Source organism: Sphingobium sp. (genome assembly GCA_035196065.1).
GTDB lineage: Bacteria > Pseudomonadota > Alphaproteobacteria > Sphingomonadales > Sphingomonadaceae > Sphingorhabdus_B > Sphingorhabdus_B rara.
Window position 1 is genome coordinate 1,279,791 of the sequence record CP136575.1, and the last position, 24,269, is coordinate 1,304,059.

Consider the following 24,269-nt stretch of genomic DNA (forward strand, 5'->3'; position numbering starts at 1 on the left):
TATGCTGACGACTCAAGCAGTCGCGCTCACCGCTGATGCGGTGGATGCGGCCCGAACCTATTTGCGCGTCGAAAATGACGAAGAGGATACCGCAATTGCGGCGCTGGTGGCTGCAGCTGTCGTCTATGCCGAAGGATATCTCGGCCAGTTGTTGATCGAGCGCGATGTTACAGAGCGCTTGCCCGTGACGACTGCATGGCAGCGCCTAGCGGGAACGCCCGTGCGCATCATTTCCAGCGTAACCGGCATCCCTGCAGAGGGGGCGGCATTCACGCTCGCGCATGGCAGCTATCAGGTCGATATCAACCGCCATCAGGATGGCTGGATCCGCATCCCCTATCCGGGCGGCGCCGGCCGGGTCGATATCGACTATCGTGCCGGACTGGTGCCTGGCTGGCCTGATCTGCCGGAGCCCGTCTCCATCGCAGTGCTGCGCATCGCTGCCCATCTGCATGCCCATCGCGACGCACCTGACGATCAGGGCCCCCCGCCGGCCATCCGCTCGCTGCTGCGACCATGGCGGCGGATGCGGCTGGCCTGAAGCGCGCAACCACATCGTCCGTAACAGCCGAGAGCCCTGCGCTGCGGCTTTCTTTTTCCGCCAAATCGGAGGGTGATATGCCCGAATTCGCAGGCACGTTGCGCGAACGTGTCACCATCGAACAGCGTCTTGGAAACCGCGATGCGCTTGGCGCAGCTGTTGGCGCCTATGCCTATGGCGGACAGGTCTGGGCGGCGGTAAGCCCGCTGATCCCCGCCGATCTGGCCGCAGCTGACAGCCTGTCCGCAATGCCGCGCTGGCAGGTGACTATGCGGAAGCGGGAGGGTATCGACCTTCGCACACGGCTTGTCTGGCGCGGCCGTTTCCTTGGTGTGCGCGGGGTTGTCAGCGATCCGCGTGACCCTGCGCGCATGGTGCTAACCTGTGAGGAGAAACGCTGATGTTTGCAAAGCTCCAGGCCGCCGCCAACAGACTGGCGGACAAATTGCTGATGCGGGCGATCCGCAGGCTTGCCGCGAAGCCCATGCCTCCGGGCGTTGTCGTAAAGGCCCGCCCTGATGGCATTGAGCTTTCGGGAAAGCGCCTGAAGATACGCATGATCAACGATATCGAGCTTAGGAATATCGGCAAATGACTGACGCTGTCCAAGCCCTGCAGACGGCACTGGTCGCGGCTCTAGGTTCGCATCCCGTGCTGGCCGAGGAGCTCAACGGAATATTCGATGGCCCGCCGCCGCGCACTGCGTTTCCCTATGTCTCAATTGGCGAAGGGCTTTCATCCGATTGGAGCACGAAAACCGCCGTGGGCCGTGAAATCCGTATCGGCCTGACGATCTGGGACGATGGTGAGACCGCGACGCGGCTGCACCAGCTTTCTGGCCATGCCGAAGATGCAGTTGCGGCTTTGCCGCGCGACATTGCCGGCTGGCGAATTGCAAGCTGTGTGTTCGTGCGCTCACTGGTTGCGCGCAATCCAGCCTCAGCCTGGGCCGCCTTGATCGAATATAGGGTGCGCATGCTGGCAATCTGACCGGCCTCACCTGCCATAACGGGCGGGCTTTTGCGATCAGGCCAACGGATAATCGTTTTTGCGCTTGCGGCGTTTGACCGGTTCTTCCCTGCATTCGGGAAGGGCCTGTGCCGGATCGCGGTTTTGCGGCCGGGTCGTCGGTAAAGCAGGCTTTGCAGCCGGCGCCTTGCCGTCAGGCTTTATTTCAAAAGACACCGCGACCGGAGCGGCAAGGCAAGCCTGCGAGGCAGCATTTTGCTGCACGGGCTGCGGTGCAGCAATCAGGGCTGATCCAGCCATAATCATCAAAAGCATGGCGACCTCCTCTCCCCAGATTGAGTCGTCTTGAACAGGAGACAGTAATAATGCCCGCAGAAAAGGGAAGTGCCTTCTTGCTGAAGGTTGGCGACGGAGCAGAGCCCCCCGTTTACGCGACGATCGCCGGGCTGCGGACGACGCAGCTGACCATTAACGGCGACGCCGTGGTGATCACCAACAAGGGATCGGGTGCCTGGCGCGAATTGTTGTCGGGTGCTGGTGTGCGTTCAGTTTCGGTTTCCGGTGCCGGGGTGTTTACGGGTTCGATGGCCGAAAACCGCATAAAGACCAATGCCTTGTCCGGGGTTCTCGACGATTATGAACTTAGCTTTGAAAGCGGTGAACGCATGCGCGGCAAATTCCTTGTCGCGCGTCTGGATTATGCTGGCGATTTCAATGGCGAACGCAGTTACACGCTCGCGCTTGAAAGCTCGGGTCAGGTGACGACATTATGACCCGTGTCGCAAATCGCGCACGTGGCGAGGCGATGGTTGCAGGAATTTTGCTGCGCCCGACATTTGCAGCATTGGTTGCGGCAGAAGAAGAATTGGGGCCGTTGTTCGCGTTGCTTGAACGGGCAGCTGCAGGGCAATTGACCCTTTCGGAAATGGCAACGCTGTTATGGCATTGCCGCTTTGATGCACCCGAAGAACTCAATCGTGATGCCTTTGGTGAAATGATCGCTGCCGCCGGCCTGTCGCAAGTGACGCCGGCGCTGAAAATTCTGTTCGGCCAGATTCTGGCAGGGCGGTGAGGTGGAGGTGCGGCACGGGGCCGTGGCCGAAGTTCAGAGCGGCGATCACTTTTCTGCCAAAGTACTCACACTGAGCGGCCAGTCCGCGTTGCTTCTAGGGTGGCGACCCGATGATTTCTGGAATGCCACACCCGCCGAACTGGCGACAGTGTTGCAGGCATTCCGCCCTTCAATCGAAGCTGGCGCTGACGGCGATATGCTCAAAACATTGATGGAGCTGTTTCCAGATGGATGAAGAGATCGAAAGATTGGTTGTCGCGGTGCGCGCTGACACTCAAGGTTTTGCACGCGATGTCGCGGCGATGCGTGCTGAACTGGATGGCCCTTTTGCAAATGGGTTGGATCGGGCCGGTCGCATGCTGGAAAGCAGCCTCACGCGTGCCCTGCAAAGCGGCAGGTTCGGTTTTGAAGACCTGCGCCGCGTTGCGATGTCCGTCTTGTCGGAAATCGCGGGTGCGGCGATCCGCAGCGGGATCGACAGTCTGGCGGGCGGCGGCGGGCAAAGCGGGTCCGGCGGCTTGCTGTCCTCGCTCGGATCGATCCTTGGCGGTGCCTTGGGTCTGCCAGGCAGGGCGACGGGCGGCCCAGTTTCGCCAGGGCGCGCCTACCGTGTTGGCGAGCACGGGCCTGAAGTGTTCGTGCCGACCAGCAGCGGCAGGATTGAGAATGCTTCCGGTCGCAGTGGCGCGCCTGCGATAAACCTCACCATACGTGTTTCTGACAATGGCCGGATGAGCGCGCCGCAAGCTTTGCAGCGATCCGGCCGTCAGGTTGCCCGCGCTGTTCGTGACGCTCTGCTGCAGGCCGGTGATTGACCCATGGCTTATTGGTTGTGCAACAAAAGGCGGAGCCAAGCGAGCCGACCGGTGATGCGGTTTGATCCGCGTTTCTGGACGCTGAATTTTCCTCGCCCGATGATGGCATCGGTGGTGACGACCGGCCCGGAATCGCTGCGCGTTGACACCGTTTTCTATCGTAGCGACGATCTGGCTGGTCTGATCTGGGACAGTGAGGATCGCTGGGATCATCCCCTACTCGCTTATAAAACAGGCGTGATTATCGCCGGCTGACACTCCGCTTTCGCTGGCGTTCTGGCGGGGTGATGCCACTTGACGCTGTTAACGGGCCAACTCTGACGATCGAAGGTCGCACTGCTGCAGGTGAGCCCAAGAGCTGGTACGTCCGCTTGTGGAATTATGCACAGGGCACGCCCGAGAATGCAGAAATCAACCTGAATTTTAGCGCGCTTGAGGGCGGCTTCTTGTTGCCGGATGAAGCGCAACCGGTGTTTGCCGGCGATATTGATCGCATGTTCATTTCGATGGTGCCGCCCAGCTATTCTTCGGAGGGATCGGTTTTTCCGGCTGGCGCCGAAGGCTGGGTTGAGCTGGACCAGATCCGCTGTGACGGTGCAGGGGTGATGCTCGATACCGGCGATGTCGTTTTGCCCGAGCATGATCTGAAAATGGCGACGGGATATGACGATGCTTACAACCAGACGCCGGAACGTCTGCTGCGGCAGATAGAGGCGCTCGGATATCGGGACACGATCAACCATTATGTCGGAATGAGCCATTATTTCCGGCTCGAGCCGCTGGGTGAGGGGCATTATGTGAGCCTCGCCGGCGGGGCGCTAAACACTCCTTGCCGCAACTGGCATATTGATTTTGCGAACCGCGCAAAATCCTATGGCTATGATCTGATATTCTCGCTCAGCTACGAATTGTTCGATGCCCATTGCTGGAACGATTGGAAGCAGCGCGCTGCAAATGGCGATCCGGCGCTGACGGGCTGGTCGCCGCCTTCGACCTTGCTTTCGCCCGCTCATGCTGGCGCGATGGAATATTTGCAGGCGATAGGTCGCGCCTTTGGTTATATTCAGAAACTGGCAGGCTTGCCGGTAAAGTTCCAGGTCGGCGAACCATGGTGGTGGATCACGACCGATCATCGGATCTGCCTCTATGATGCCGCCGCAACCGCCGCCTTCGGGCCGCTTTCCGTACCGATCAGCGATATTCGCGGGACAAAGTCGGCCGCACAGCAGGCCATGCTGGATAAGGCAGGGGAAATGCTTGCCACGTCAACAGCAGGGCTGGTCGCGGCGGTGAGGGACGAAGCGGGATCTGTGCCCTTCACCAGCTATGTACTGGTCTATTTACCGACAGTGCTCGATCCCCTCGCGCCAGATGCGCAACGCGCCAATGTGCCGATCGGCTGGGCCGCGCCTGCTTTCGACGTGTTGCAGCTTGAAGATTATGACTGGGTCATCGCCGGAAATCATGGCGCGACCGAAAGGGGTGTCGCGCTTGCGACCGTGCGGCTTGGCTATCCGATAGAGGAGCAGCATTATTTTTCCGGCTTTGTGTTGAGGCCGCAGGATCGGGCTCAATGGCGCGACATTGAATTCGCCGCCGCCGGCGCAGCCAGGCGCGGTACGGCGCAGACCTATATCTGGGCGCTACCGCAAATCGCACGCGACGGCTTCACGCATTTCCGGATCGGCCAAGAAAGCGAGGACGATGTGCAGGCATTTGAGGATATTTTGTTTCCGGTCGAAATCGGTCGTGAGGCAGAGGCTATCGCAGAATTTTCGACTCAGATCGTGACAACCAAATCAGGGCATGAGCGCCGCAACAGCGACTGGTCGGATGCGCGCATGTCATACGATGTTGCCCCGGGCGTGCGATCCGAGGACGAACTTGCAGAATTGATCCAATTCTTCCGCGCGCGCCGCGGCAGCGCGATTGCATTTCGTTTTTCTGACCCGTTTGACGACAGCTCGAACGGGATGCTCGGTCAGCCGACGCCGCTCGACCAGCCATTGGCGATCGGAGATGGCATCCGCACCCGCTTTTCACTGGTAAAATCTTATGGTGTCGGCCCAGATCAGCAGGTGCGGCATATCACGCGGCCAAGGCCCGGTTCGATCAGTGTGGCAATTAATGGCTTACCCTCGACCAACTGGTCGCTCGGCGACCAGGGTGAGATTATCTTTGCTGATCCGCCTGCAACCGGCGCTGTTATTACTGCAGGTTTCCGCTTCGATGTTCCGGTACGCTTCGTCGATGACCGTATTGAGGTGAACCGCGCAACCTTCGGTGCTGGAGCCATGCCATCGGTGATGCTGGTTGAGGTTAAGGAAGGCTGATGGCGGACCAATGGCTGGAGGGGCCGGTTACCAGTTCGGCATTTGGCTGGCGGCTCGAGCGAAGTGACGGTGTCACGATCGGTTTCACCTCCCATGACCAAGATGTGATGCTGGACGGGCTGCGATATCGCGCAAGCCCCGGGCTTGTTCCAACTTCCATTACTGAAAGATCGGGGCTCGAAGATGGTGGGCTTGATCTCAAAGGGGCGCTAAGTTCGGATGCCATTCGTGCCGACGATCTGAGGGCCGGCAAATGGGATGGCGCCATGCTGGAAATCTTCCTTTTCGACTGGGCGCATGTGAATGCGGGGCGCAGGCCGCTTGCAACCGGCTGGCTGGGATCGGTGGAGTTTGATGCAAGCGGATTTTCAGTCGAGGTCGACGGGCCAGCGTCGCGGCTTCTCACGCCTGTTGCACCATTTACCTCCCCGACATGCCGGGCGCATTTTTGCGATGCGAAATGCGGCCTGAATGGCCAGCGCTTCCGACATCGCGCCTTGCTATCGGCAATTGAAGATGTCGAAATCGTGATCAACGGGCTTGCTTCTGCCGATCTGGCAAAGTTCGACCAAGGTGAAATGCGATGGCAAAGCGGCGCCAATTGCGGGTTTCGTCATTCCATTCTGGGCACGACGGCTACTGCGTTGATTCTTGACAGACCACCCCCTGAAATTGCGGAGCCGGGTGCTGTGATCGAACTTTATGAGGGTTGCGACAAACGTTTTTCCACCTGCGCGGAACGTTTTGGCAATGCCGTCAATTTTCGTGGGGAACCGTATTTGCCGGGCAATGACTTGCTTACGCGCTTTCCTGGTTTTTGATGGAAATCGATGACGCGCGGCGCGCGATTGCGAACCGTGCCCTAGCTGAGCTTGGTACACCGTTTCGCCTTTTTGGTCAGACGAGCAAGGTTGGGCTTGATTGCGTCGGCCTTGCATTGATCGCGTTGGGGCCGTTGCTGCCTGACCGCATGGTCATGCGGCCCTATCACCTCAGGGGAGAGCAACTTGAAACCGTTCGTCAGAGCCTGGCAGGGACGGCTCTTGTCGAGTTGGATTGCCCTGACGAGCGTCTACCCGGCGACCTCGCTTTAGTGTCGCCGTCGCCGTCGCAGCTTCACTTCATGATCGCCGCTCTCGGCGGATGGGTTCACGCTGACGCTGCGCTCCGCCGCGTCGTCTTGCGTCCCGGACGTTTGCCTTGGCAGCTGCGATCTCTTTGGCGACTAGGTAGGATTTGATATGGCAACCTTGGTTTTTACCGCAATTGGCAGCGCGATTGCCGGGCCTGTCGGCGGTCTCGTGGGCAGCCTGATTGGACAGCGAGCAGATTCCGTATTTTTTGGCGCAACGAGGCGAAGTGAAGGGCCGCGTATCAAGGAGCTTGCTGTCCAAACCTCAAGCTATGGCACGCAATTGCCAGCCATTTTCGGCGCAATGCGTGTTGCCGGAACGGTTATATGGTCGACAGACCTAATCGAAAAACGGACCACAACTTCTGGCGGCAAGAGCAGGCCGTCGAGTGTAAATTACAGCTATTCGGTCAGTCTTGCGATCGCACTTTCCAGCCGCCCCGTTGCCCGCTTGGGGCGCATTTGGGCGGAAGGTAATCTGCTGCGCGGCGATGCGGGTGATTTCAAGGTTGAAACGGGATTCCGTTTCCATTCAGGGTATGCGGATCAAGTCCCAGATCCATTAATCGCTTCGGCTGAAGGCGGCGGGCAAAGCCCTGCTTATCGTGATATTTGCTATGCGGTTTTTGAAAATCTGCAACTGGCCGATTTCGGCAATCGAATTCCGTCAATGACGTTTGAGTTATTCGAACGTGATGGATCGGTACTGCTGGCCGATATCTGCGCAACGGCCAGTGAAGGGGCACTGTCGGGGACGGCGGAAGACGCGGTCACGGGATATGCCCTTCAGGGCAGCAATATCCGGACGGCGCTTTCCACCTTGATTGAAACCAGTGCAGCGCAGGTAAGACCCGACGGCGAAAATCTCGAACTGTTTACGCCTGACCCCGAGATTATTTTTGACGGTGATACCCGGGAGGTGTTGGTTCAAGGTGAGGAATCCGAAAGGAATTTCACTGACAGTCGCGCAGGTGCGCGGGGTCATCCATCTGCATTGTCCTTGCGCTATTACGATCAGGATCGCGACTATCAGGCCGGGGTGCAAAGCGGCGGTTGGTCACCAAAGGGCATTGCCGAAGATCAATTGGATTTACCTGCCGTTTTGCGGGCAAGTGATGCTCGGCAGATTGTCCGAAACCTGCAAGCCCGGCGTCATGCGGGCCGGGATCGCCGGCATATTGCGCTGGCTATCGGGCCGAAGACCCTATCGATCGGCCAAGCTGTCGGATCGACCAGCATTCGTATTAGCGCCATTGAACATCATGCAGGCTATGCAATCGTGGACTGCCCCCGTTGGGCCTTCCCCCGTTTAACACAGGCCCAGCCGGTCGATCCCGGAAGGCACCAGCCACCGCCAGACCTCTTGCCAGGGCAGACAGTTTTGAAGCTGATCGAACTGCCGTCGGTGGGTTCAACAGCGGCAACGGCCCCTATCCTCGCCGTTGCGGCGGGCGGAACTGAGGCTGGATGGCGACGGGCAGCGATTTCGCAACGTATCGACGATTCCTATCTCGACGCGGGGTCGGTAGTCCGGCCCGCAGCGATCGGAGAGCTACTCCTGCCCATAGGCGCGCATCCCGCGCAGTTGATCGACCGTGCGAGCACGATGCGCATAAGGGTTGATACCAATGCTGCGCCGCCAGAATTCAACGCCGGAACTCCGCTGCATCCCGATGCGCCCTATGTGATGATTGGTGACGAGTTGATGCGTGTTGGCTCGATCGAACCGCAGGGCGGTGACGTCTATGCAGTGCGGATGCTGCTGCGCGATTGCGCGAAAATAGGCGTTGCGACGGCACATCCGGCGGGAAGCGCGGCGGTTTTTGTCGACCGCGACAATCTCGCTTTTCCCGACCTTCGGGCGCTTACAATCGGAAATGTTATTGAAATCGCTGCTACAGCTATGGGCGATGATATGGCAGTAACAGCATCCCGGCAGGTTGATGGCATGGCGGTTTTGCCTTGCGCACCGGTGCATGGTCGCGCCCAAAGTCGGTCCGATGGATCACTCGTGATCAATTGGATTTGGCGCGCACGGCATGATCCAGGCTGGCTCGACTGGGTTGATATGCCAGTGGCGGAATCCGGCCTTGTCTTCGAGGTCATGGTATCTAGCGATAGCGAGACTTTATTGAACGCAACAACAACAGAAGAAGCTCTGGAAATCGACGCCGCCACATTATCGGCCTGGCCGGTCGGGCCTGGGGACCAACTGGACATTGCCCTTCGTCAGCTTGGAGATTTCGGCCGATCGCTGCCGTATGTCTTTACATTAATCCTGTGACGCTGAGCCATTTTTTCGATCGGGAGTATCATGGAATTGGAAACGCATCGATTTGCGCTGCCGCAACTTGTAGTTGCGCAGGCCCATAAGGAAATCACGCATAATGAGGCACTTGTTCTTGTGGATGCGCTCTTGCATCCGCTGGTCGAGGGGGTGGCGACAGCTCCGCCTGCATTGTCCATAAACGATGCCGGCAAATGCTGGCTTGTCGGCAATGCGTCTTCGGATAGTTTTGCCGGGAAAGAAGACCATCTGGCCTATTGGACGGGTGGTTCCTGGCGATTTACTGGCCCTATACTTGGAATGCGCGTCTGGCATCGGCCAGGGGGGTACATGATCAATTATACCGGTCAAGGTTGGGTGTCTTTCGCTACTGTAGCATCGCCTTCCGGTGGCGCGGTCGTAGACGCGGAATGTCGGGCTGCCATGAGCGAATTGATCTCGAGGCTGAGCGATGCGGGGATATTGCGCACGACATGAAGACATGGCGCTATGCCTATCCGGACGAGGTAAAATCAAGCAGTTGCAGCAGACTGAATCTTTTGAAAGGCGACATTTTAGCAACAGTTTAGCCCCAAAGTTAGCTTGCATGCTGCCAATAGAATCGGTAGGAACTATTCACCGATTTTCATTCCTAAGAAAGAAGAAGGGGAAAGTTGATGCGTAAGTTAGCCATAGGCTTGGCACTCGCTTCCACCGCTCTGGCAACACCGTCAATGGCCCGTGATGGCCAATGGTATGTCGGAGTCGACGGCGGTGCGATGCTTGTTGAAGACCTCGATTATAACATCGGCGCTGCGCCGATCGATGCAACCGGAAACGCCGATACCGGTTATGACTTTGGTGGCGTTGTCGGCTATGACTTTGGCGGTTTCCGTCTTGAAGCTGAAGTTGGCTATCGCGAAACCGATCTCAAGAGCTTCGCCAGCGCGCTCTCGGCAATTCCGAGCGGTGCCGGCGCTGCACTTGCTCGTGGCGGTGTCTATGATACCGGCGGTGATGCCAATGCACTGAGCTTCATGGTCAACGGCGTGCTCGATTTCGGCGACGATGATGGCCTGCAGGGCTTTGTTGGCGGTGGCGCAGGCGTTGCCCGCGTTGACGTCAATCAAGTTTTTGCTGCTCCGGCATGGCTCGATGATTCGGATACGGGTTTTGCATGGCAGGCTCTTGCCGGCGTTCGTGCTCCGCTCAGCGACAGCTGGGACGTGGGTCTGAAGTATCGCTTCTTCAATGCTGCTGGCGTTGATCTTGTCGATCGCCTTGGCCGCGATGTCAGCACGAAGTTCCGTTCGCACTCGCTGATGGGTAGCTTGGTCTACAACTTTGGTGGCGCACCTGAGCCGGAGCCCGCTCCGCCGCCGCCGCCGCCGGTTGTAGCTCCGCCGCCGCCGCCGCCGCCACCCCCGCCGCCGCCGCCGCCGCCGCGTCCGCCGGTTTGCCAGACTGGCCCGTACATCGTGTTCTTCGATTGGGATAAGTCCAATCTGCGTCCCGACGCAGCTTCGACCCTCGATAACGCGGTTGCACAATATGCCAATTGCGGCAACGCTCGCGTCATGCTTGCCGGTCACGCCGACAAGTCGGGTTCGGATCGTTACAATGTCGGCCTGTCGCAGCGCCGCAACGCAACGGTTCGCGCCTATCTTGAATCGAAGGGTGTCCCCGGTGGCGTAATCGCAACCGAAGCATTCGGCGAGTCGAAGCCGCTTGTTGATACCGCTGACGGTGTCCGCGAAGCGCAGAACCGCCGCGTTGAAGTGACCTACGGCCCGGGTTCGGGAATGTAATCACTTCACCTTGAGTGAATAAGGAAGGGGCCGGCTTTGCCGGCCCTTTTTTTATCTGCAGATGAAGCGATGCCGCTGTTATGGTCCGTCTGCGCGCAATGGTCTGCCAGTTTATTTTCCCGTGGCTGCATCCAGAAGCTTGTTTTCCAATGTCTTCAGCCGAGCCTTGTTTTCGATCTTACCGCCGAAAAGGTCAGTCATATAAAATGTATCCACCGCACGTTCGCCATAAGTCGCAATATGGGCGCTGTGCAGCGTCACCTTTGACTGGAAAAGTGCGAGCGCGAGATTGTTGAGCAGTGCCGGCCGGTCGCCCGCCGACACTTCGATCACCGTAAAACGGTTCGATGCGCGATTATCGATCAGCACTGACGGGGCGATCTCAAACGCCTCCGCACGCCGCAACGCTATAGGCTTCGCCATAAGACGGGGCGTTAGTTTATCCTTGTTGGCCAGTGCGTCGCCGATTGAATGGCGCAGCCTCTCAATCTGGCTTGCCTCTTGGAATGGCCGCCCCAAGGGATCCTGAACAAGGAAGTTATCGACCGCGAGGCCATCGGTACTTGTATGAATACGCGCGTCAATAATGCTGCCCCCTGCCAGATGAATCGCTCCCGCAATTCGGTAGAAGAGGCCTGGATGGTCTGCAGCTAGCACCGTTATCAGGGTTGCGCCGCGCTCAGGGTAATAGCAGGCATCAATCGCCAGCTGTTCGCTGTCATTGGAGAGCAGCAACCGCATATTGCGCTCGATGATATCATCCGGTTCAGCAATCCAATACGCCTCTGGCATTCTGCGCGCCAACTTGTTGAACCGTTCATCAGAGAGCTGCAAGGCAGATCGGAGAGCAGCTTTCTTCGCATTGATCCGCTCTTCCCGGCCGCGCTGCTTGTGTCCAAGACGGAGGACTTCCTCGGTTGCCTCGAATAGGTCGGACAGCAGCTGCCGTTTCCAGCTGTTCCAGACGCCTGGACCTACGGCGCGGATATCGACTACGGTCAATACGAGCAGCAGTCGAAGCCGCTCAGCCGATGTGACCGTCTGCGCGAAATCCAATATGGTCTTAAAGTCAGAAAGGTCGCGCTTGAATGCCGTGGCAGACATCAGCAGATGATGGCGCACCAGCCAAGCGACAGTATCGGTTTCCGCAGATGTCAGGCCGAACCGCGGACAAAGCTGTCGCGCGATATCCGCGCCCAGAATACTGTGATCGCCGCCGCGCCCCTTTGCGATGTCGTGGAGAAGCACTGCTGCATATAGGACCCGTCTGCTGACAATCTGTTTGAATATGGCCGTCGACAGCGGGTGATCGGCTTTATGGTCACCGCGCTCTATTTCCGCGAGTAAGCCGATGGCGCGGATCGAATGTTCATCCACCGTATAGTGATGATACATGTCGAATTGCATCTGCGCCACGACCCTACCGAAATCGGGGACAAAGGCGCCAAATACCGTGGCTTCGTTCATCCACCGCAGGACAGCTTCAGGGTTGCGCGGCGACGTCAGAATATCGAGAAAAAGCTGATTGGCCCGTTCGCTATTGCGTACTTTGAGTCCGATTAGCCGGGCATCGCGGCGGGCAATACGCATGGCCTGCGGGTGGATTTCTAACGAATATTGATCTGCGAGATGAAACAGCTCGATCAGTCGAACCGGGTCATCTTGAAAAAACGCGTCATCCGGCAACGCAAGACGTCCGCGTTCTAGAACGAAACCGTTTAGCTTCCGCGGCCGGCGCGAGAAAGATGGGATAAAACGCCGACCTTTGCGAGCGAGTGTCTCGTCAAGATGCGCAAGGAAAAGTCCGGTAAGATCGCCAACCGTTTTGGCATTCAGGAAATAGAGCTGCATAAAGCGCTCAACAGCGGAGCGGCCCTTTCGCGACGCGAAGCGCATGCGTTCCGCCACTTCGCGCTGCAGATCAAAGGTCAGCCGGTCTTCGGCGCGTCCGGCGATATCGTGCATTTGACAGCGAACTGACCAGAGGAAATTTTCCGCCTTTTCAAATTTCCGATATTCCGCCGCGGTCAGCAGACCGACGTCGACCAATGCGGCTGGCGAACGGACCCGGTGTACATATTTGCCAATCCAGTAAAGCGTATGCAGATCGCGTAATCCGCCTTTTCCGTCCTTGATATTGGGTTCGACGACATAGCGGCTATCACCCATCTTTTTGTGCCTTAGGTCGCGCTCGACCATTTTCTTGGCTACGAAGTCGGCACCCGTCTTCGCGGCGACCTCGTTCCAGAACCGCGCGGCGGCTTCCTCATATACATCGCGGTCGCCCCACACGAAGCGACCCTCCAAAAGCGATGTCCGGATTGTGAGATCCTCGAGCGCCATTTTGACGGTCTCATCGATGGATCGGCTTGATTGGCCAACCTTCAGGCCCAAATCCCAAAGCAGATAGAGAATGGCTTCGACGACCTGTTCCGACCATGGCGTGCGCTTGTACGGCGTCACGAAAGCAATATCGACGTCGCTATGCGGAGCCATCTCCCCGCGTCCATAACCACCAACAGCCACCACAGCGATGCGTTCCGCCGCAGAGGGATTTGCCACAGGATATGCAATCTTCGTTGCATAATCAAAGGCAAGGCGGACGATCTGGTCGATCAAAAATGCTTGATCGCGCGCGCAGCTGCGCCCCTGCGAAGGCTTTTCAACCAAGCGCCTTCCAATTTCTGCGCGGCCCTTGCGCAGGGCATCTTGCAGCAATTCCAGAAATCGGGCGCGGCGCTCTGCTTCGGGGGCCGCAGCAATTGCATGGGTAACGGTTTCGGCCAACAAGTTGCGGTCGATAATGTCGCGCTGACGCACTTTGATACCGGCCGAAGCGTTCATGGGTTGCCATCTAGTCGATGGCAACCCGTTGCGAAAGGTTCAATATTCAAGCTCTTTCGCTTTCGCGTTATATTCCCTGCGCAATGTCACGCGGTCGATCTTTTGCGTTCCAAGCCTCGGCAGCGGTTCGTGTACACGCCAGAAATGGACCGGTACTTTGAACGGCGCGAGTTTCGCTTGCAGAAATGCTTTCAGTTCGTCGGGTGAAAGGTCCATTCCCGTTTTGGTGAAATAGACCAATCCCGGCACCTCGCCATAACGGTCGTCGGCAATGCCGAACACGGAGAGTTCGGCAATCGCAGCATGTTCATAGGCTGCTGCTTCGACTTCAGGGCAGCTGATGTTTTCGCCGCCACGGATGATGATGTCCTTCTTGCGGTCGACGATATACAGGTAGCCGTCCTCGTCCAGATAGCCGATGTCCCCCGTGCGAAAATAGCCATCGGATGTAAAGGCCGCCGCAGTCGCTGCCTCATTTTCCCAATAACCATTGAAGTTTGCGATGGTGCGAAGGCAAACCTCACCTCGTTCACCCTGCGGCATCTTGTTACCGGCATCGTCAAGAATTGCCAGATCGACAAGAGGTTTGGTTGCCGGGCCGGTGCTGTCGGGCTTGGCAAGATAGTTTTCGGTGAAGTTGCCGCAGCCCACACCGTTCGTCTCGGTAAGGCCATAGCCTAGCAGCGGGAAGCTCCACTCCATCTCTTGTTTGATCCGCTTCACATGCTCGACGGGGCGCGGCGCGCCGCCGGCGGCAAATGCGGTGCAAGAGGTCAGGTCATATTTCAACCGGTTCGGATGGGTCGCGATTTCGATACTCATCAAAGGCACGCCGACAAAATAGGTGATTTTTTCCTTTTCTATGAGTTGCATGGCATGTTCCGCATCCCATTTGGGCATCATCACTAGCTTGCGGCCGATAACGAAGCTTTGCAGCAACACGGGTACAGCCGCAGTAACGTGGAAGAGTGGTACGTTAAGCAGCGTGGATGGCTGCATCGTCGGGCCGTTGCCCATCGCAGTCATGATTTCAAAAAAGACGAGCGTCTGGCCCACATAGCTCATTGCGCCTTGAACAACGGCACGATGATCGGACCATGCGCCCTTGGACTGACCGGTAGAGCCCGACGTGTAGAGGATGGTCGCAGCGTCGAGTGGATCAAGCGCCGACAATTCGGTATTCGCATCGCCGCCTTTTTCCATCAGCACTGAAAGCCCTTCAAGCGGCAGCTTGTCATGCTCGAACAGCAGCAGTTCTGCGCCGCCAATGTCCTCGCCTTCAAGACGAGCGGCGCGTTGCGCATCGGTGAGCACATAACGGCATCCGACCATACGGATGCCTTCCGCCAGTTCCCCACCTTGCCACCATCCGTTGAGAAGCGTCGCAACGCCGCCGGCCATGATTACGGCCATATAGGCGATGATCCAATTGGCTGAATTACGGGCTGCTATGCCCACCCTGTCGCCTACCTGCAGGCCATGGCCTTGAACCAGGCCGCCGGCTAGCGCGCGCGCTGCGCTATGGCTTTCGGCAAAAGTCAGGCGAATATCGCCATCGACCAGAAATTCCTTGTCGGCGTTCAATGCGCAAAACATTTGAAAATAGTCACGCAGATTGGCCGGGGCCTTTGCAAGCATGGGCAATTGCTGACCGAATTTTTCGGCATGGGTAACCGACAAGGGGCCATCATTCTCCATCAGCCGCGCTACGGTGGCATCAATGGCTTGGTCTAGGGCAGTGGGCATGTCAGACTCTCCTTTATTCTTTTTTATGCCGCCTATGTGGCTATATAGGGACGCAAATCCAAGAGGGGATATATCTTGATAATTGCATCTGTCGCCGCGTCTGCAGGCGAGTATCTTCGCTATACCGATCTGGGCATTGGCCCGGTGGCGCTCGACATCGGTTTTTTCCAGATAAAATGGTATTCGCTGGGGTATCTCTTCGGCATCCTTCTGGGTTACTGGCTGTTGTTGAAGCTGATCCGCAAGCCTGGTTCGCCGATGTCGCGCCAGCATGCCGATGATATGATCCTCTACGCAACGCTCGGAATCATCTTAGGCGGGCGGCTCGGATATGTGCTTTTTTACCAGCCCGGAATGCTGGCAACACCGCTGGAGGTGTTGAAGCTATGGGAAGGTGGCATGTCGTTGCACGGCGGTACGCTCGGTACGCTGTTTGCCATCTGGTTGATGGCGCGCGCGAACAACCTCTCCTTCCTGCGCGTGTGCGATTATATCGCATGCTGCGTTCCTTTCGGGCTGTTCTTGGTGCGCCTAGCGAACTTCGCCAACAGCGAATTGTGGGGCCGTCCTACCGACGTCAGTTGGGGGATGATCTTCCCCAATGGCGGCGATGTGGCGCGCCATCCGAGCCAGCTTTATGAAGCAGGTGCCGAAGGACTGCTAATGGCGATCATTTTGTGGTTCATGTTCTGGAAGACTGACGCACGTTACAAGCCGGGCCTACTTTTCGGGTCTGCAGCGCTCATTTACGGTGTCTCCCGCTTCGTAATCGAGTATTTCCGCGAACCTGATGCCCATCTGCAACATTTGGTTGAACAAACCGGGCTTAGCATGGGTCAGTACCTGACCATGCCGATGATCATTGTCGGACTTTATCTGGTGTTGACTGCTGCCGGTCGGCGGCAACGGGTTGAGCCTGTTGCCGGACCGAACAGTGTCGTCTGAAACCAACCATCTGGCAGCGCAATTGGCTCGCCAGATTGAAAGTGGCGGCCCGATCAGTGTGCAGGAATTCATGCGTGTCGCCAACGCCGCTTATTATGGCCGGGGCGATGTGTTCGGCGCGCAAGGCGATTTCATCACTGCGCCCGAGATCAGCCAGATGTTTGGCGAACTGGTTGGACTATGGCTTGCTGATATCTGGTTGCGCTGGGGCAAGCCGGGCCGGGCCTATTATGTCGAACTTGGCCCGGGGCGAGGGACGCTAGCGGCCGATGCCCTGCGGACAACGCGCACATTCGGTTTTGAGCCTTCGCCGGTTTTTGTCGAGCAGAGCGCTGCGCTGCGCGCGCTGCAGTCCGAAAAGATAGCCGGTGTCGAATTTGCACCCTCGCTCGATGACCTTCCAGAGGACGGCCCGCTCTTTATTGTCGCCAATGAATTTTTCGATGCGTTGCCGGTGCAACAACTGGTTTGCACACATGCCGGATGGCGTGAGCGGGTAGTCATCCGCGACCGGGGAGAGAGGTTTGCGGCAGTGCCCGGTTCCCAGCCGATGGATCATTTGGTGCCTCCCGATTTCCGCAATACCTCCAGCCCGAGCATCTATGAAACCTGCCCTGACGCCGGTGGGATCATGTATGAGCTGTCGGGCCGATTGGCGGTACAGGGCGGAGCCATGCTGGTAGTCGATTATGGCTATAGTTTGCCGGGACTGGGAGACACGCTTCAGGCGGTCAAAAGCCACAAATTTGCCGATCCGTTCGAAAATCCGGGCGAGCATGATCTGACCGCGCATGTCAATTTTCTCGAGCTCGCCAACATTGCTAGGATACGCGGGCTTCGTGTTAGCGGTCCTGTACAGCAGGGCGAGTGGTTGGTGTCACTGGGTATTGATGCGCGCACTGCGGCATTAGCCAGATCCGTTCCTGATCGGGAAGAAGAGTTGCGGGCCGCGCGGCACCGGCTTGTCGACTCATCGGAAATGGGCGGTTTGTTTAAGGTGCTCGCCGTCTCGTCTGCAGAAAGCCCGCCACCAGCGGGCTTTGCGCCGTCAAAGGTTGTCAGTTAGCGATAACCCAGTCGGCAATTTCCAGCGCAAGCTGGTTTGCGGCTTGGTTCAATGCAACCCCTGCGTTACGGGCATCGACCTTGGTGACCGGAACGCGCACTTCAAAACGTCGCTTGATGATCGGGGTTCCTCTGCTCGAGCGAACTGCGTCGAAGCTTGCTACTGCCTCCATCGTTGCAGCATCAATTCCGAACTCCAAAAGCTGCCCGGACAGAGAACTGTCGGCGCGGCCTGCAGATTCGTTTTCGGTCAATATCAATCGAGGGCTGCGGGCGGACAGCGTTTCCGTGACGAGCTGTTGTATCAAAACGGTGGGTTTGTCAGACCAGATTGCGTCTTTCAGGTAGGCGATGTTGCTGACATCGACTTGAACGGCAACCCGATTGGTATCAAGCTTTCTTGGCGCTTCCGGCGCCATGATGACCAGCGCATCTTTCACTTCGCCGCTTTTCACGTTGCCGGCGGAAACGACGAAATCGGCTTTCAGCACCAGCATTGTTGGCGGCGCGTCAGTCCCGAAGCTGACACAACCCGAAAGCAGCACAAGGGGAGCAACCAACACTGCCTTTCGGATCAACGCAAAACCCATTGTCTGTCCGGTCATCATTTGCTTCTCCCCGGTTCATAGTCCGGAAGTTTCGGGGTTGAAATCAATCCCCCCACGCCTTGCTGATCCAACCGGTCGGTAACCGACTGCAGTGATGTCGAGAGTCGCCGCAAATCGCGCGCCAATTGGTTGATTTCCGGAAGCGTCTGGGCGTTCAGCGTTTCGAGTGCAGGGCTGGCGCTGTTGAGTGAGGTTTCCAGTGCAGTGAGGCTGCCATTGGCGGAGCGCAGCGTCTTGCGCAATTCGGTCAACATCGGGCGACCTTCGCTATCGAGCAGGCTGTTTGCGTTAGCGGACAATGCGCTCAGTTGTTCAGCGGCCTGACCCGCCTTGGCGAGGGTCGCTCGCGATTCTACAATCGCTGCCTGAAGATCTGGCGCCTGCATCGCTAGCGATCCAGATAGCGATTCGACATTGTTCAAGATCTGCTCGATCGATTGCTGATTTTTGTCGGACAGCACAGTGTTGAGGCGTTCCGTGAGTGTCGACAGCCTTTCGATCAACAGCGGAGCATTGTTCAATAACTCGCCCAACGGGCCAGGCTTTGTCGGAATGACGGGCCGGCCAGCTGGGCAGGCGCTTCTGGGATTTTCCTTGGGGCATCCTATCGGCGGCGCATTCTTCACGGCCCCGTCGAGCTGGATTTCGGACACCCCTGTGAAGCCCACGCCGCTGATTGTTGCGGTGGTACCCTGCAAAATGGCCGTATCAGAATTGATTGAAATGCGCACACGGACAAAATCCGGATCAGGCCGCCACAGCTTGATGTCCCTCACCTCACCTACGGGAACACCGGCAAAGGTGACCGCAGATCCTTTGGCAATGCCGTTGACTGACTGCTGGAAAAACACGTCATACTCGACTTTGTTTCCGTCGCTGAAACGCGAAAGCCACACTGTAAAACCTGCCAGAACCAGCAGGAGGATCAGCGTAACCGCGCCCACGAGCACATAATTAGAACGGGTTTCCATCGCTCGTCTTATGGCCTCCCTGAACTGGGCTTGTCCATTGGCTATTTCGGCCAATCATGTGTGTTGATGCCCCAGCTTTGCCGCACGGCCGCGCGGGCCGGAGAAATACTCCCGAATCCAGGGGTGATCGGTTGCCAGCAATTCGTCGATTTTGCCGATGGCGATGATCCTCTGATCGGCGATTACGGCAACGCGGTCGCAAATGGCGTAAAGCGTATCAAGATCGTGTGTGATCAGAAACACTGTCAGGCTGAGTGTTTCCTGCAATTCCTTTGTCAACTCGTCGAATTTAGATGCGCCGATCGGATCTAGGCCAGCGGTGGGCTCATCAAGGAACAGCAATTCGGGGTCCATCGCGAGCGCCCGCGCCAAACCTGCCCGCTTCTTCATACCGCCCGATAGCTCGGACGGATATTTATGCGCAGCCTCTGGCGGCAAGCCACTGAGATAAATCTTGTACCGCGCAATCTCGTCCAGCAAGGCATCGCTGAAATCTGGATAATATTCGCGCAGCGGCACCTGCACATTTTCCGCGACGGTGAGCGTGGAAAACAACGCACCTCCCTGGAACATGACGCCCCAGCGCCGGCGCACCTCCAGCGCTTCATCCTCTTCCTTGCCGCGCATTGACGTGCCCAACACTTCAATTTCCCCAGCCTCGGGCTCTTGCAGGCCGATGATCGCGCGCATCAGAACCGACTTTCCTGTCCCCGATCCTCCGACAACACCCAGTATTTCGCCCGGGCGAACATCGAGGTTGAGATTGTCGTGGATCACCTGCGAGCCAAAGGCTGTGCGCAGGCCGCGAACGGAAATGACGGGGGCGGCGTCGGGCATCAATTCCAGCCAATCTCAGTGAAGAATACGGCGAAGAAGGCATCGAGGACGATAACAAGAAAGATTGCCTGAACGACCGCAGAGGTTGTCTTCCTACCAACCTCCTCTGAATTGCCGTGTACGCGCATCCCCTGAAAACATCCTGCCATCGCAATGATCGCGCCAAACACCGGCGCCTTGACCATGCCGACGTAAAAATCGGTGATTGGTGTCACTTCGCGAATGCGTTCAATGAAGGTCGCAGGCGGGATATCCAGCGACACCCAGCACAGCAGGCCGCCACCAGCGATAGCGACCAGCGATGCATAAATCCCCAGCAGCGGCATCATGATGACCGTCGCAATGATCCGCGGTATGACCAGTGCTTCGACCGGGACTACGCCGATTGTCCGCATGGCATCGACTTCCTCGGTGATTTTCATCGTCCCGATCTGGGCAGCAAATGCCGAACCCGAACGGCCTGCGACCATGATCGCCGTCATCAGCACGCCCAGTTCGCGCAGCGTCAGTCGTCCGATCAGATTGACTGTCCAGACCTCCGCGCCGAATTGCCGCAACTGGACGGCCCCCTGTTGTGCGATCACGATTCCGATCAGAAAGCTCATAAGGCCAACAATGCCGAGCGCGCGGACGCCGACCGAATCGAAATGCTGCACCACTGAATGAAAGCGCAAACGGCGAGGGTGCAAGATCAGGTTGAAAATGGCTTTCACGCATTGCCCGATAAAGCCGATAAACTCGATAAAGGTCCGGAAAATATCAACAGTTGCTAGGCCGACATCGTTCAATAGGCGATAGAAGGGCGGCAGTTGCGATGCCGCCGGCGCGGGTGCAGAATCGCTACCGCTAACTGCCTCGATCAGCCGATGTGCATCACTATGAGCGCCCGTAATTGTCCCGTCATGATTGCGTGCGGTGCGGTAGATCAGCCATGCGCCAACCGTGTCGATATGTTCGACGGCAGAGATATCGATTTGCGAAACTGGGCCAGATATCTGCCGCAACTGATTGTCGATGTCGGCAATATGCGCAATTGTCAGCGTTCCTTCGAGGCGAAGTTGCAGCGTCCCGTCGGGCCGTGTTTCTTCGATCAGCTTCGCAAATTCCTCCATATACCGATAATTGGCTCATTCCTGCCCGCATAACAAGCGTCAACACTTTGCAAATTTTTGTGTGCCGTTATGGACGGTTCGATGACGCGCGCCCGCAAATGCCTGATTGCGATTTACGACATGGATAAAACCATAACGAGACGCGCGACCTACAACGGCTTCCTGATCCACATGGCGTGGCACAAATCGCCCCTGCGGCTCTTTCTTTTGCCCCTCCTGCCCTTTGGCTTGCTGCTATACGCGCTGCATGTCTGGGATCGGTCGAGGCTCAAACAATTTGCTCAGCGCCTGCTGATTGGCAGCAGGGTGCCCAAATCCCAATTTGCTCGACATCTTGAACGGCATGCAGACATTGTGCTTGGCAGCAATGTTTATGCTGAGGCGAAAATGCGCATCGATGGCGAGAAGGCGGAGGGCTATCGCCATGTTATTGCAACCGCATCCTACCGTCTTTACGTCGAGGCGATCGCCGCGCGGCTGGGTTTTGATTTTGTAATCGCAACCGAACTTGCCACCGATGATAGTGGGCATGTGCTTGCCCGGATCGATGGCCATAACTGTTACGACAATGCCAAGCTCGACCGGGTCAAGGCGTGGATGGCCCAAGAAGGTCTAAGCCGCGAGGATTGCCATGTTCGCGCTTATTCCGATCATATCTCTGACGCGCCTTTGCTGGACTTTGCTGATGAGGCCTTTGCCACCAATCCGCATCAACCATTGGCACAATTGGCGCGCGAACGCGGCTGGCCGATACTCGACTGGCGCGACGGCAATCCTGCAACTTAAAATCAGAGGCTGTCCAGTTCTTGCTTGAAATCAGCGATCAGGTCTTTGATCCCAATTGATATCCGCGCCCGATTATCGGCTCCAGCTAGAACCGTCCACACCATGGATTGCTTCGATTGAAACTAGATTGCCGTGCTGTGGAAGCTGGCGACTAACCAAACGACACCGACAATTAGCGGGATGCCGAACAGATCGATCAGGAACCCCGATTTGAGCATTTTGGGCAATGCGACATGCCCCGTTGACCAGGCAATGGCATTGGGCCCGGTTCCCGAAGGCATCATGAATCCCCAACTGGCAGCGATCGACGCGCACATCGCTAGCAGCCAAGGATCGGAACCCGTCGCGGCAACAAGGCCTGCCACCACCGGCATGACGCCGCTTGCTGTAGCGACATTGCTGGCAAATTCGGTGATCAAGATGACCAGCGCGGTGATCGCGAAAGCGATGATCAGCGGGTGCACGCCTGCCAGCGGCTTGAGCGCTTCGCCCAGCCATGCAGCGAGGCCGGATTCTGCGATGCCGGCTGCAAGCGCAAGGCCGCCGCCAAACATCATGATCACGCCCCAGGGCGCCCTGTCGGCTTCCTTCCAGTTCAGCAGCGGCCGGTCGCTGCCATCAGGTATCACAAACAGCAGCAGGGCGCAGGCAATGGCGATTGTGCCATCGGTAACCGAACCTTTGGGCAGCGCGCTTTCCAACTGCGGCTGCATCAACCATAATGCGATGACAACCAGGATCAGCGGAAGAAGGCGCTTTTCGGCTTTGCTCCAATTGCCTGCAGACCCGATCGCACTTTTTGCGGCTTGGGGATCGAACGGTTTCGCATCGATGCGTTGCACCTTTGCGAGAATCCATGCGGTCAATGGCACCGCGACGAGCAATATCGGCACGCCAAAGCTCATCCAGGCGACGAAGCTAATCTCGAGCGACAGTTGTTTTTCAATCAACCCGGCAGAAATGGCATTGGTCGGCGATCCTACCAATGTGCCCAGACCGCCGAGCGATGCGGCAAAGGCAACGCCAAGCACGAGCGCGCCTGCCATACCCTCGCTATCATCTTCAGTGATCCCGCCCGCCGCGATCACGGCAAGAGCAATGGGCATCATGATCAGCGACGTTGACGTGTTCGATATCCACATCGACAGGAAAGCCGTTGCGGCCATGAAGGCGAGCAACAGGCCGAAGCTGCTTTTCCCGGCAAAGCTCAGGATTGCAAGCGCGACACGTCTATGCATCCCTGTCCGTTCAATCGCGAGCGCGAAAAAGGCTCCGCCAAGGATAAGGAACAGGATCGGTGAATAATATTCCTTGGCTACGTCCCCCGCGCTCATAATTCCCATGAAAGGTAGCGCCAGAAATGGAAGCAATGCCGTTGCCGTTAGCGGCAAGGCTTCGGTCATCCACCAGATCGCCATCAGCACGGTCAGCGCGGCGACATGCCACGCGCTCACGGCCATGGATGCGGGCGGCCCAAGGACAAGCATCACCATGAAGACGGCAATGCCGCCCCACAATCCTGCCGTTTTTGCAGTCACTCAGTCTCTCCCCTTGCGCGCCGATTATGATGGCACCCCCAAACGGTCAAATGGCCTTTAATCCGATCAACGAAATCTGACGGCCATATCCCGCTTCATTTTTGTGGCAGCTGCGGCGGTAGCTGTAAAACCGCTCTGGCTGCGAATAGGTGTCTTCGCTCAAGCATGCGATCCGTCTGATACCGGCACTTGCTAGCCTGGCGGCGACATAGCCTTCGATATCGAACTGGTAATGCTGCGCTTTGCCATCTGCAAAGAAGCGTTCATTGGCCTCATCCGCCTCGACAAAGCGACGAAAGAAACCTTCGTCCACCTCATAGCTTTTCTGCAAGATGCACGGACCGATCGCACATACAATGCGATCGCGGTGCGCGCCCAGTTTTTCCATCGCGGCGATGGTGTTGTCGGTGATGCCATTGATCGCACCCTTCCAGCCTGCGTGCGCCGCGCCCACCACCCCCGCTTCGCTATCGGCAAACAGCACGGGAACGCAATCCGCTGTGACGATACCGAGCAACAGGCCGGGGCGGTCGGTCGCGAGAGCATCGGCCCGGGGTGGATCGTCGCCCAAGGCTGCCGCATCTGCGATGATAACATCTGCAGAGTGTATCTGATAGACCCGCGCAAGTTTCGCACCGGGCAGAACAGCATCGGCAGCGCGCCGACGGTTTTCTATGACCGCTGCCCGTTCGTCTTCCGAACCGAGCCCGACATTCAGACCTGCATAGATGCCAGTTGATACGCCGCCCCGCCTGCCTAGAAATGCATGTGGAACAGAAGCGAGAGCATCGCTGCGCAATGTTTCAGGTTGCAAGCTGACTTCGGCCATAGCCCTTCTTTGCAGCACGCCTGCGGCTTGGCAATAAGCTTGACGTGACTGG

Annotated in this window: 25 protein-coding genes and 1 pseudogene; 17 read left to right on the plus strand and 9 right to left on the minus strand. The window is 57.6% G+C overall.

What is annotated here, in order from left to right; translation table 11 throughout:
* Position 1 precedes the first annotated feature (1 nt).
* From RSE16_06170 to RSE16_06185, 4 genes are all read left to right on the plus strand, one after another.
* Positions 2-541 carry a hypothetical protein gene (locus tag RSE16_06170; GenBank protein WRH77048.1) on the plus strand — a complete coding sequence of 180 codons (540 nt, stop codon included), beginning with the start codon at positions 2-4 and terminating at the stop codon, positions 539-541.
* A 77-nt stretch (positions 542-618) separates the two neighbouring features.
* Complete coding sequence (locus RSE16_06175) at positions 619-942, plus strand: head-tail adaptor protein (protein WRH77049.1); 324 nt, start codon at positions 619-621, stop codon at positions 940-942.
* On the plus strand, positions 942-1,136 hold the full coding sequence (locus tag RSE16_06180) for a hypothetical protein (protein WRH77050.1): 195 nt from the start codon (positions 942-944) through the stop codon (positions 1,134-1,136). The genes RSE16_06175 and RSE16_06180 overlap by 1 nt, the downstream gene beginning before the upstream one ends.
* The gene (locus tag RSE16_06185) at positions 1,133-1,531 is read left to right on the plus strand and encodes a DUF3168 domain-containing protein (protein ID WRH77051.1); all 399 of its coding nucleotides are present in this window, start codon (positions 1,133-1,135) and stop codon (positions 1,529-1,531) included. Before RSE16_06180 ends, RSE16_06185 begins: the two co-directional genes overlap by 4 nt.
* Before the next feature lie 36 nt (positions 1,532-1,567).
* Here the strand turns inward: RSE16_06185 and RSE16_06190 are convergent, their stop codons facing one another.
* Positions 1,568-1,825, minus strand: a complete 258-nt coding sequence (locus RSE16_06190) for a hypothetical protein (protein WRH77052.1) — start codon at positions 1,823-1,825, stop codon at positions 1,568-1,570.
* 50 nt (positions 1,826-1,875) lie between these two features.
* On the opposite strand from RSE16_06190, the gene RSE16_06195 reads away from it, so the two are divergent.
* From RSE16_06195 to RSE16_06240, 10 genes and pseudogenes are all read left to right on the plus strand, one after another.
* Positions 1,876-2,283: a phage tail protein gene (locus RSE16_06195; GenBank protein WRH77053.1), complete on the plus strand. Its 408-nt coding sequence runs from the start codon at positions 1,876-1,878 to the stop codon at positions 2,281-2,283.
* Positions 2,280-2,582: a GTA-gp10 family protein gene (locus RSE16_06200; protein ID WRH77054.1), complete on the plus strand. Its 303-nt coding sequence runs from the start codon at positions 2,280-2,282 to the stop codon at positions 2,580-2,582. The genes RSE16_06195 and RSE16_06200 overlap by 4 nt, the downstream gene beginning before the upstream one ends.
* A gap of 22 nt (positions 2,583-2,604) precedes the next feature.
* On the plus strand, positions 2,605-2,817 hold the full coding sequence (locus RSE16_06205) for a phage tail assembly chaperone (protein WRH77055.1): 213 nt from the start codon (positions 2,605-2,607) through the stop codon (positions 2,815-2,817).
* The gene (locus RSE16_06210; GenBank protein ID WRH77056.1) at positions 2,810-3,397 is read left to right on the plus strand and encodes a tail tape measure protein; all 588 of its coding nucleotides are present in this window, start codon (positions 2,810-2,812) and stop codon (positions 3,395-3,397) included. The genes RSE16_06205 and RSE16_06210 overlap by 8 nt, the downstream gene beginning before the upstream one ends.
* Positions 3,398-3,400: 3 nt before the next feature.
* Positions 3,401-5,730, plus strand: a pseudogene (locus tag RSE16_06215) (DUF2460 domain-containing protein).
* Positions 5,730-6,551 carry a DUF2163 domain-containing protein gene (locus RSE16_06220; protein WRH77057.1) on the plus strand — a complete coding sequence of 274 codons (822 nt, stop codon included), beginning with the start codon at positions 5,730-5,732 and terminating at the stop codon, positions 6,549-6,551. Before RSE16_06215 ends, RSE16_06220 begins: the two are co-directional and overlap by 1 nt.
* Entirely contained in the window at positions 6,551-6,970 is a 420-nt protein-coding gene (locus RSE16_06225; GenBank protein WRH77058.1) for a peptidoglycan endopeptidase, read from the plus strand. The genes RSE16_06220 and RSE16_06225 overlap by 1 nt, the downstream gene beginning before the upstream one ends.
* Before the next feature lies 1 nt (position 6,971).
* Positions 6,972-9,146, plus strand: a complete 2,175-nt coding sequence (locus RSE16_06230) for a phage tail protein (protein WRH77059.1) — start codon at positions 6,972-6,974, stop codon at positions 9,144-9,146.
* A gap of 30 nt (positions 9,147-9,176) precedes the next feature.
* Positions 9,177-9,626, plus strand: coding sequence for a DUF2793 domain-containing protein (locus tag RSE16_06235; GenBank protein WRH77060.1), 450 nt, complete (start codon positions 9,177-9,179; stop codon positions 9,624-9,626).
* A 179-nt stretch (positions 9,627-9,805) separates the two neighbouring features.
* Positions 9,806-10,936: an OmpA family protein gene (locus RSE16_06240; protein ID WRH77061.1), complete on the plus strand. Its 1,131-nt coding sequence runs from the start codon at positions 9,806-9,808 to the stop codon at positions 10,934-10,936.
* 111 nt (positions 10,937-11,047) lie between these two features.
* Here RSE16_06240 and RSE16_06245 read toward each other — a convergent pair whose 3' ends face one another.
* Positions 11,048-13,780 carry a [protein-PII] uridylyltransferase gene (locus RSE16_06245; protein WRH77062.1) on the minus strand — a complete coding sequence of 911 codons (2,733 nt, stop codon included), beginning with the start codon at positions 13,778-13,780 and terminating at the stop codon, positions 11,048-11,050.
* Positions 13,781-13,819: 39 nt separating this feature from the next.
* The gene (locus RSE16_06250) at positions 13,820-15,526 is read right to left on the minus strand and encodes a class I adenylate-forming enzyme family protein (protein ID WRH77063.1); all 1,707 of its coding nucleotides are present in this window, start codon (positions 15,524-15,526) and stop codon (positions 13,820-13,822) included.
* A gap of 78 nt (positions 15,527-15,604) precedes the next feature.
* Here RSE16_06250 and lgt point away from each other — a divergent pair, with 78 nt between their 5' ends.
* Together lgt and RSE16_06260 are read left to right on the plus strand one after the other, a co-directional pair.
* Positions 15,605-16,471, plus strand: coding sequence for a prolipoprotein diacylglyceryl transferase (gene lgt / locus RSE16_06255; GenBank protein WRH77310.1), 867 nt, complete (start codon positions 15,605-15,607; stop codon positions 16,469-16,471).
* Positions 16,461-17,537, plus strand: coding sequence for an SAM-dependent methyltransferase (locus RSE16_06260; protein ID WRH77064.1), 1,077 nt, complete (start codon positions 16,461-16,463; stop codon positions 17,535-17,537). The genes lgt and RSE16_06260 overlap by 11 nt, the downstream gene beginning before the upstream one ends.
* Here the strand turns inward: RSE16_06260 and RSE16_06265 are convergent.
* From RSE16_06265 to RSE16_06280, 4 genes are all read right to left on the minus strand, one after another.
* Positions 17,530-18,033, minus strand: coding sequence for an ABC-type transport auxiliary lipoprotein family protein (locus RSE16_06265; protein WRH77065.1), 504 nt, complete (start codon positions 18,031-18,033; stop codon positions 17,530-17,532). The genes RSE16_06260 and RSE16_06265 overlap by 8 nt on opposite strands.
* A 107-nt stretch (positions 18,034-18,140) precedes the next feature.
* Complete coding sequence (locus RSE16_06270) at positions 18,141-19,115, minus strand: MlaD family protein (protein ID WRH77066.1); 975 nt, start codon at positions 19,113-19,115, stop codon at positions 18,141-18,143.
* Between the two features lie 54 nt (positions 19,116-19,169).
* Positions 19,170-19,952 (minus strand): ABC transporter ATP-binding protein, encoded by a 783-nt coding sequence (locus RSE16_06275; protein ID WRH77067.1) that lies wholly within the window; start codon positions 19,950-19,952, stop codon positions 19,170-19,172.
* Positions 19,952-21,064, minus strand: coding sequence for an MlaE family lipid ABC transporter permease subunit (locus RSE16_06280; protein ID WRH77068.1), 1,113 nt, complete (start codon positions 21,062-21,064; stop codon positions 19,952-19,954). The genes RSE16_06275 and RSE16_06280 overlap by 1 nt, the downstream gene beginning before the upstream one ends.
* A gap of 81 nt (positions 21,065-21,145) precedes the next feature.
* Between RSE16_06280 and RSE16_06285 the strand changes: the two genes are divergently transcribed.
* Complete coding sequence (locus RSE16_06285) at positions 21,146-21,850, plus strand: HAD-IB family hydrolase (GenBank protein ID WRH77069.1); 705 nt, start codon at positions 21,146-21,148, stop codon at positions 21,848-21,850.
* 122 nt (positions 21,851-21,972) lie between these two features.
* Here the strand turns inward: RSE16_06285 and RSE16_06290 are convergent, their stop codons facing one another.
* Entirely contained in the window at positions 21,973-23,388 is a 1,416-nt protein-coding gene (locus tag RSE16_06290) for a DASS family sodium-coupled anion symporter (protein ID WRH77070.1), read from the minus strand.
* A gap of 46 nt (positions 23,389-23,434) precedes the next feature.
* Entirely contained in the window at positions 23,435-24,217 is a 783-nt protein-coding gene (gene pgeF, locus RSE16_06295) for a peptidoglycan editing factor PgeF (GenBank protein WRH77071.1), read from the minus strand.
* Positions 24,218-24,269: the final 52 nt, after the last annotated feature.

Coding starts and splice junctions, on each gene's coding strand:
- RSE16_06225 (WRH77058.1), top strand. CDS start 6,551: ATGGAAATCGATGACGCGCGGCGCGCGATTGCGAACCGTGCCCTAGCT.
- RSE16_06180 (WRH77050.1), top strand. CDS start 942: ATGTTTGCAAAGCTCCAGGCCGCCGCCAACAGACTGGCGGACAAATTG.
- RSE16_06270 (WRH77066.1), bottom strand. CDS start 19,115: ATGGAAACCCGTTCTAATTATGTGCTCGTGGGCGCGGTTACGCTGATC.
- RSE16_06175 (WRH77049.1), top strand. CDS start 619: ATGCCCGAATTCGCAGGCACGTTGCGCGAACGTGTCACCATCGAACAG.
- pgeF (WRH77071.1), bottom strand. CDS start 24,217: ATGGCCGAAGTCAGCTTGCAACCTGAAACATTGCGCAGCGATGCTCTC.
- RSE16_06245 (WRH77062.1), bottom strand. CDS start 13,780: ATGAACGCTTCGGCCGGTATCAAAGTGCGTCAGCGCGACATTATCGAC.
- RSE16_06190 (WRH77052.1), bottom strand. CDS start 1,825: ATGCTTTTGATGATTATGGCTGGATCAGCCCTGATTGCTGCACCGCAG.
- RSE16_06200 (WRH77054.1), top strand. CDS start 2,280: ATGACCCGTGTCGCAAATCGCGCACGTGGCGAGGCGATGGTTGCAGGA.
- RSE16_06220 (WRH77057.1), top strand. CDS start 5,730: ATGGCGGACCAATGGCTGGAGGGGCCGGTTACCAGTTCGGCATTTGGC.
- RSE16_06280 (WRH77068.1), bottom strand. CDS start 21,064: ATGGAGGAATTTGCGAAGCTGATCGAAGAAACACGGCCCGACGGGACG.
- RSE16_06210 (WRH77056.1), top strand. CDS start 2,810: ATGGATGAAGAGATCGAAAGATTGGTTGTCGCGGTGCGCGCTGACACT.
- RSE16_06195 (WRH77053.1), top strand. CDS start 1,876: ATGCCCGCAGAAAAGGGAAGTGCCTTCTTGCTGAAGGTTGGCGACGGA.
- RSE16_06185 (WRH77051.1), top strand. CDS start 1,133: ATGACTGACGCTGTCCAAGCCCTGCAGACGGCACTGGTCGCGGCTCTA.
- RSE16_06230 (WRH77059.1), top strand. CDS start 6,972: ATGGCAACCTTGGTTTTTACCGCAATTGGCAGCGCGATTGCCGGGCCT.
- RSE16_06285 (WRH77069.1), top strand. CDS start 21,146: ATGACGCGCGCCCGCAAATGCCTGATTGCGATTTACGACATGGATAAA.
- RSE16_06235 (WRH77060.1), top strand. CDS start 9,177: ATGGAATTGGAAACGCATCGATTTGCGCTGCCGCAACTTGTAGTTGCG.
- RSE16_06170 (WRH77048.1), top strand. CDS start 2: ATGCTGACGACTCAAGCAGTCGCGCTCACCGCTGATGCGGTGGATGCG.
- RSE16_06275 (WRH77067.1), bottom strand. CDS start 19,952: ATGCCCGACGCCGCCCCCGTCATTTCCGTTCGCGGCCTGCGCACAGCC.
- RSE16_06265 (WRH77065.1), bottom strand. CDS start 18,033: ATGCTGGTGCTGAAAGCCGATTTCGTCGTTTCCGCCGGCAACGTGAAA.
- RSE16_06240 (WRH77061.1), top strand. CDS start 9,806: ATGCGTAAGTTAGCCATAGGCTTGGCACTCGCTTCCACCGCTCTGGCA.
- RSE16_06250 (WRH77063.1), bottom strand. CDS start 15,526: ATGCCCACTGCCCTAGACCAAGCCATTGATGCCACCGTAGCGCGGCTG.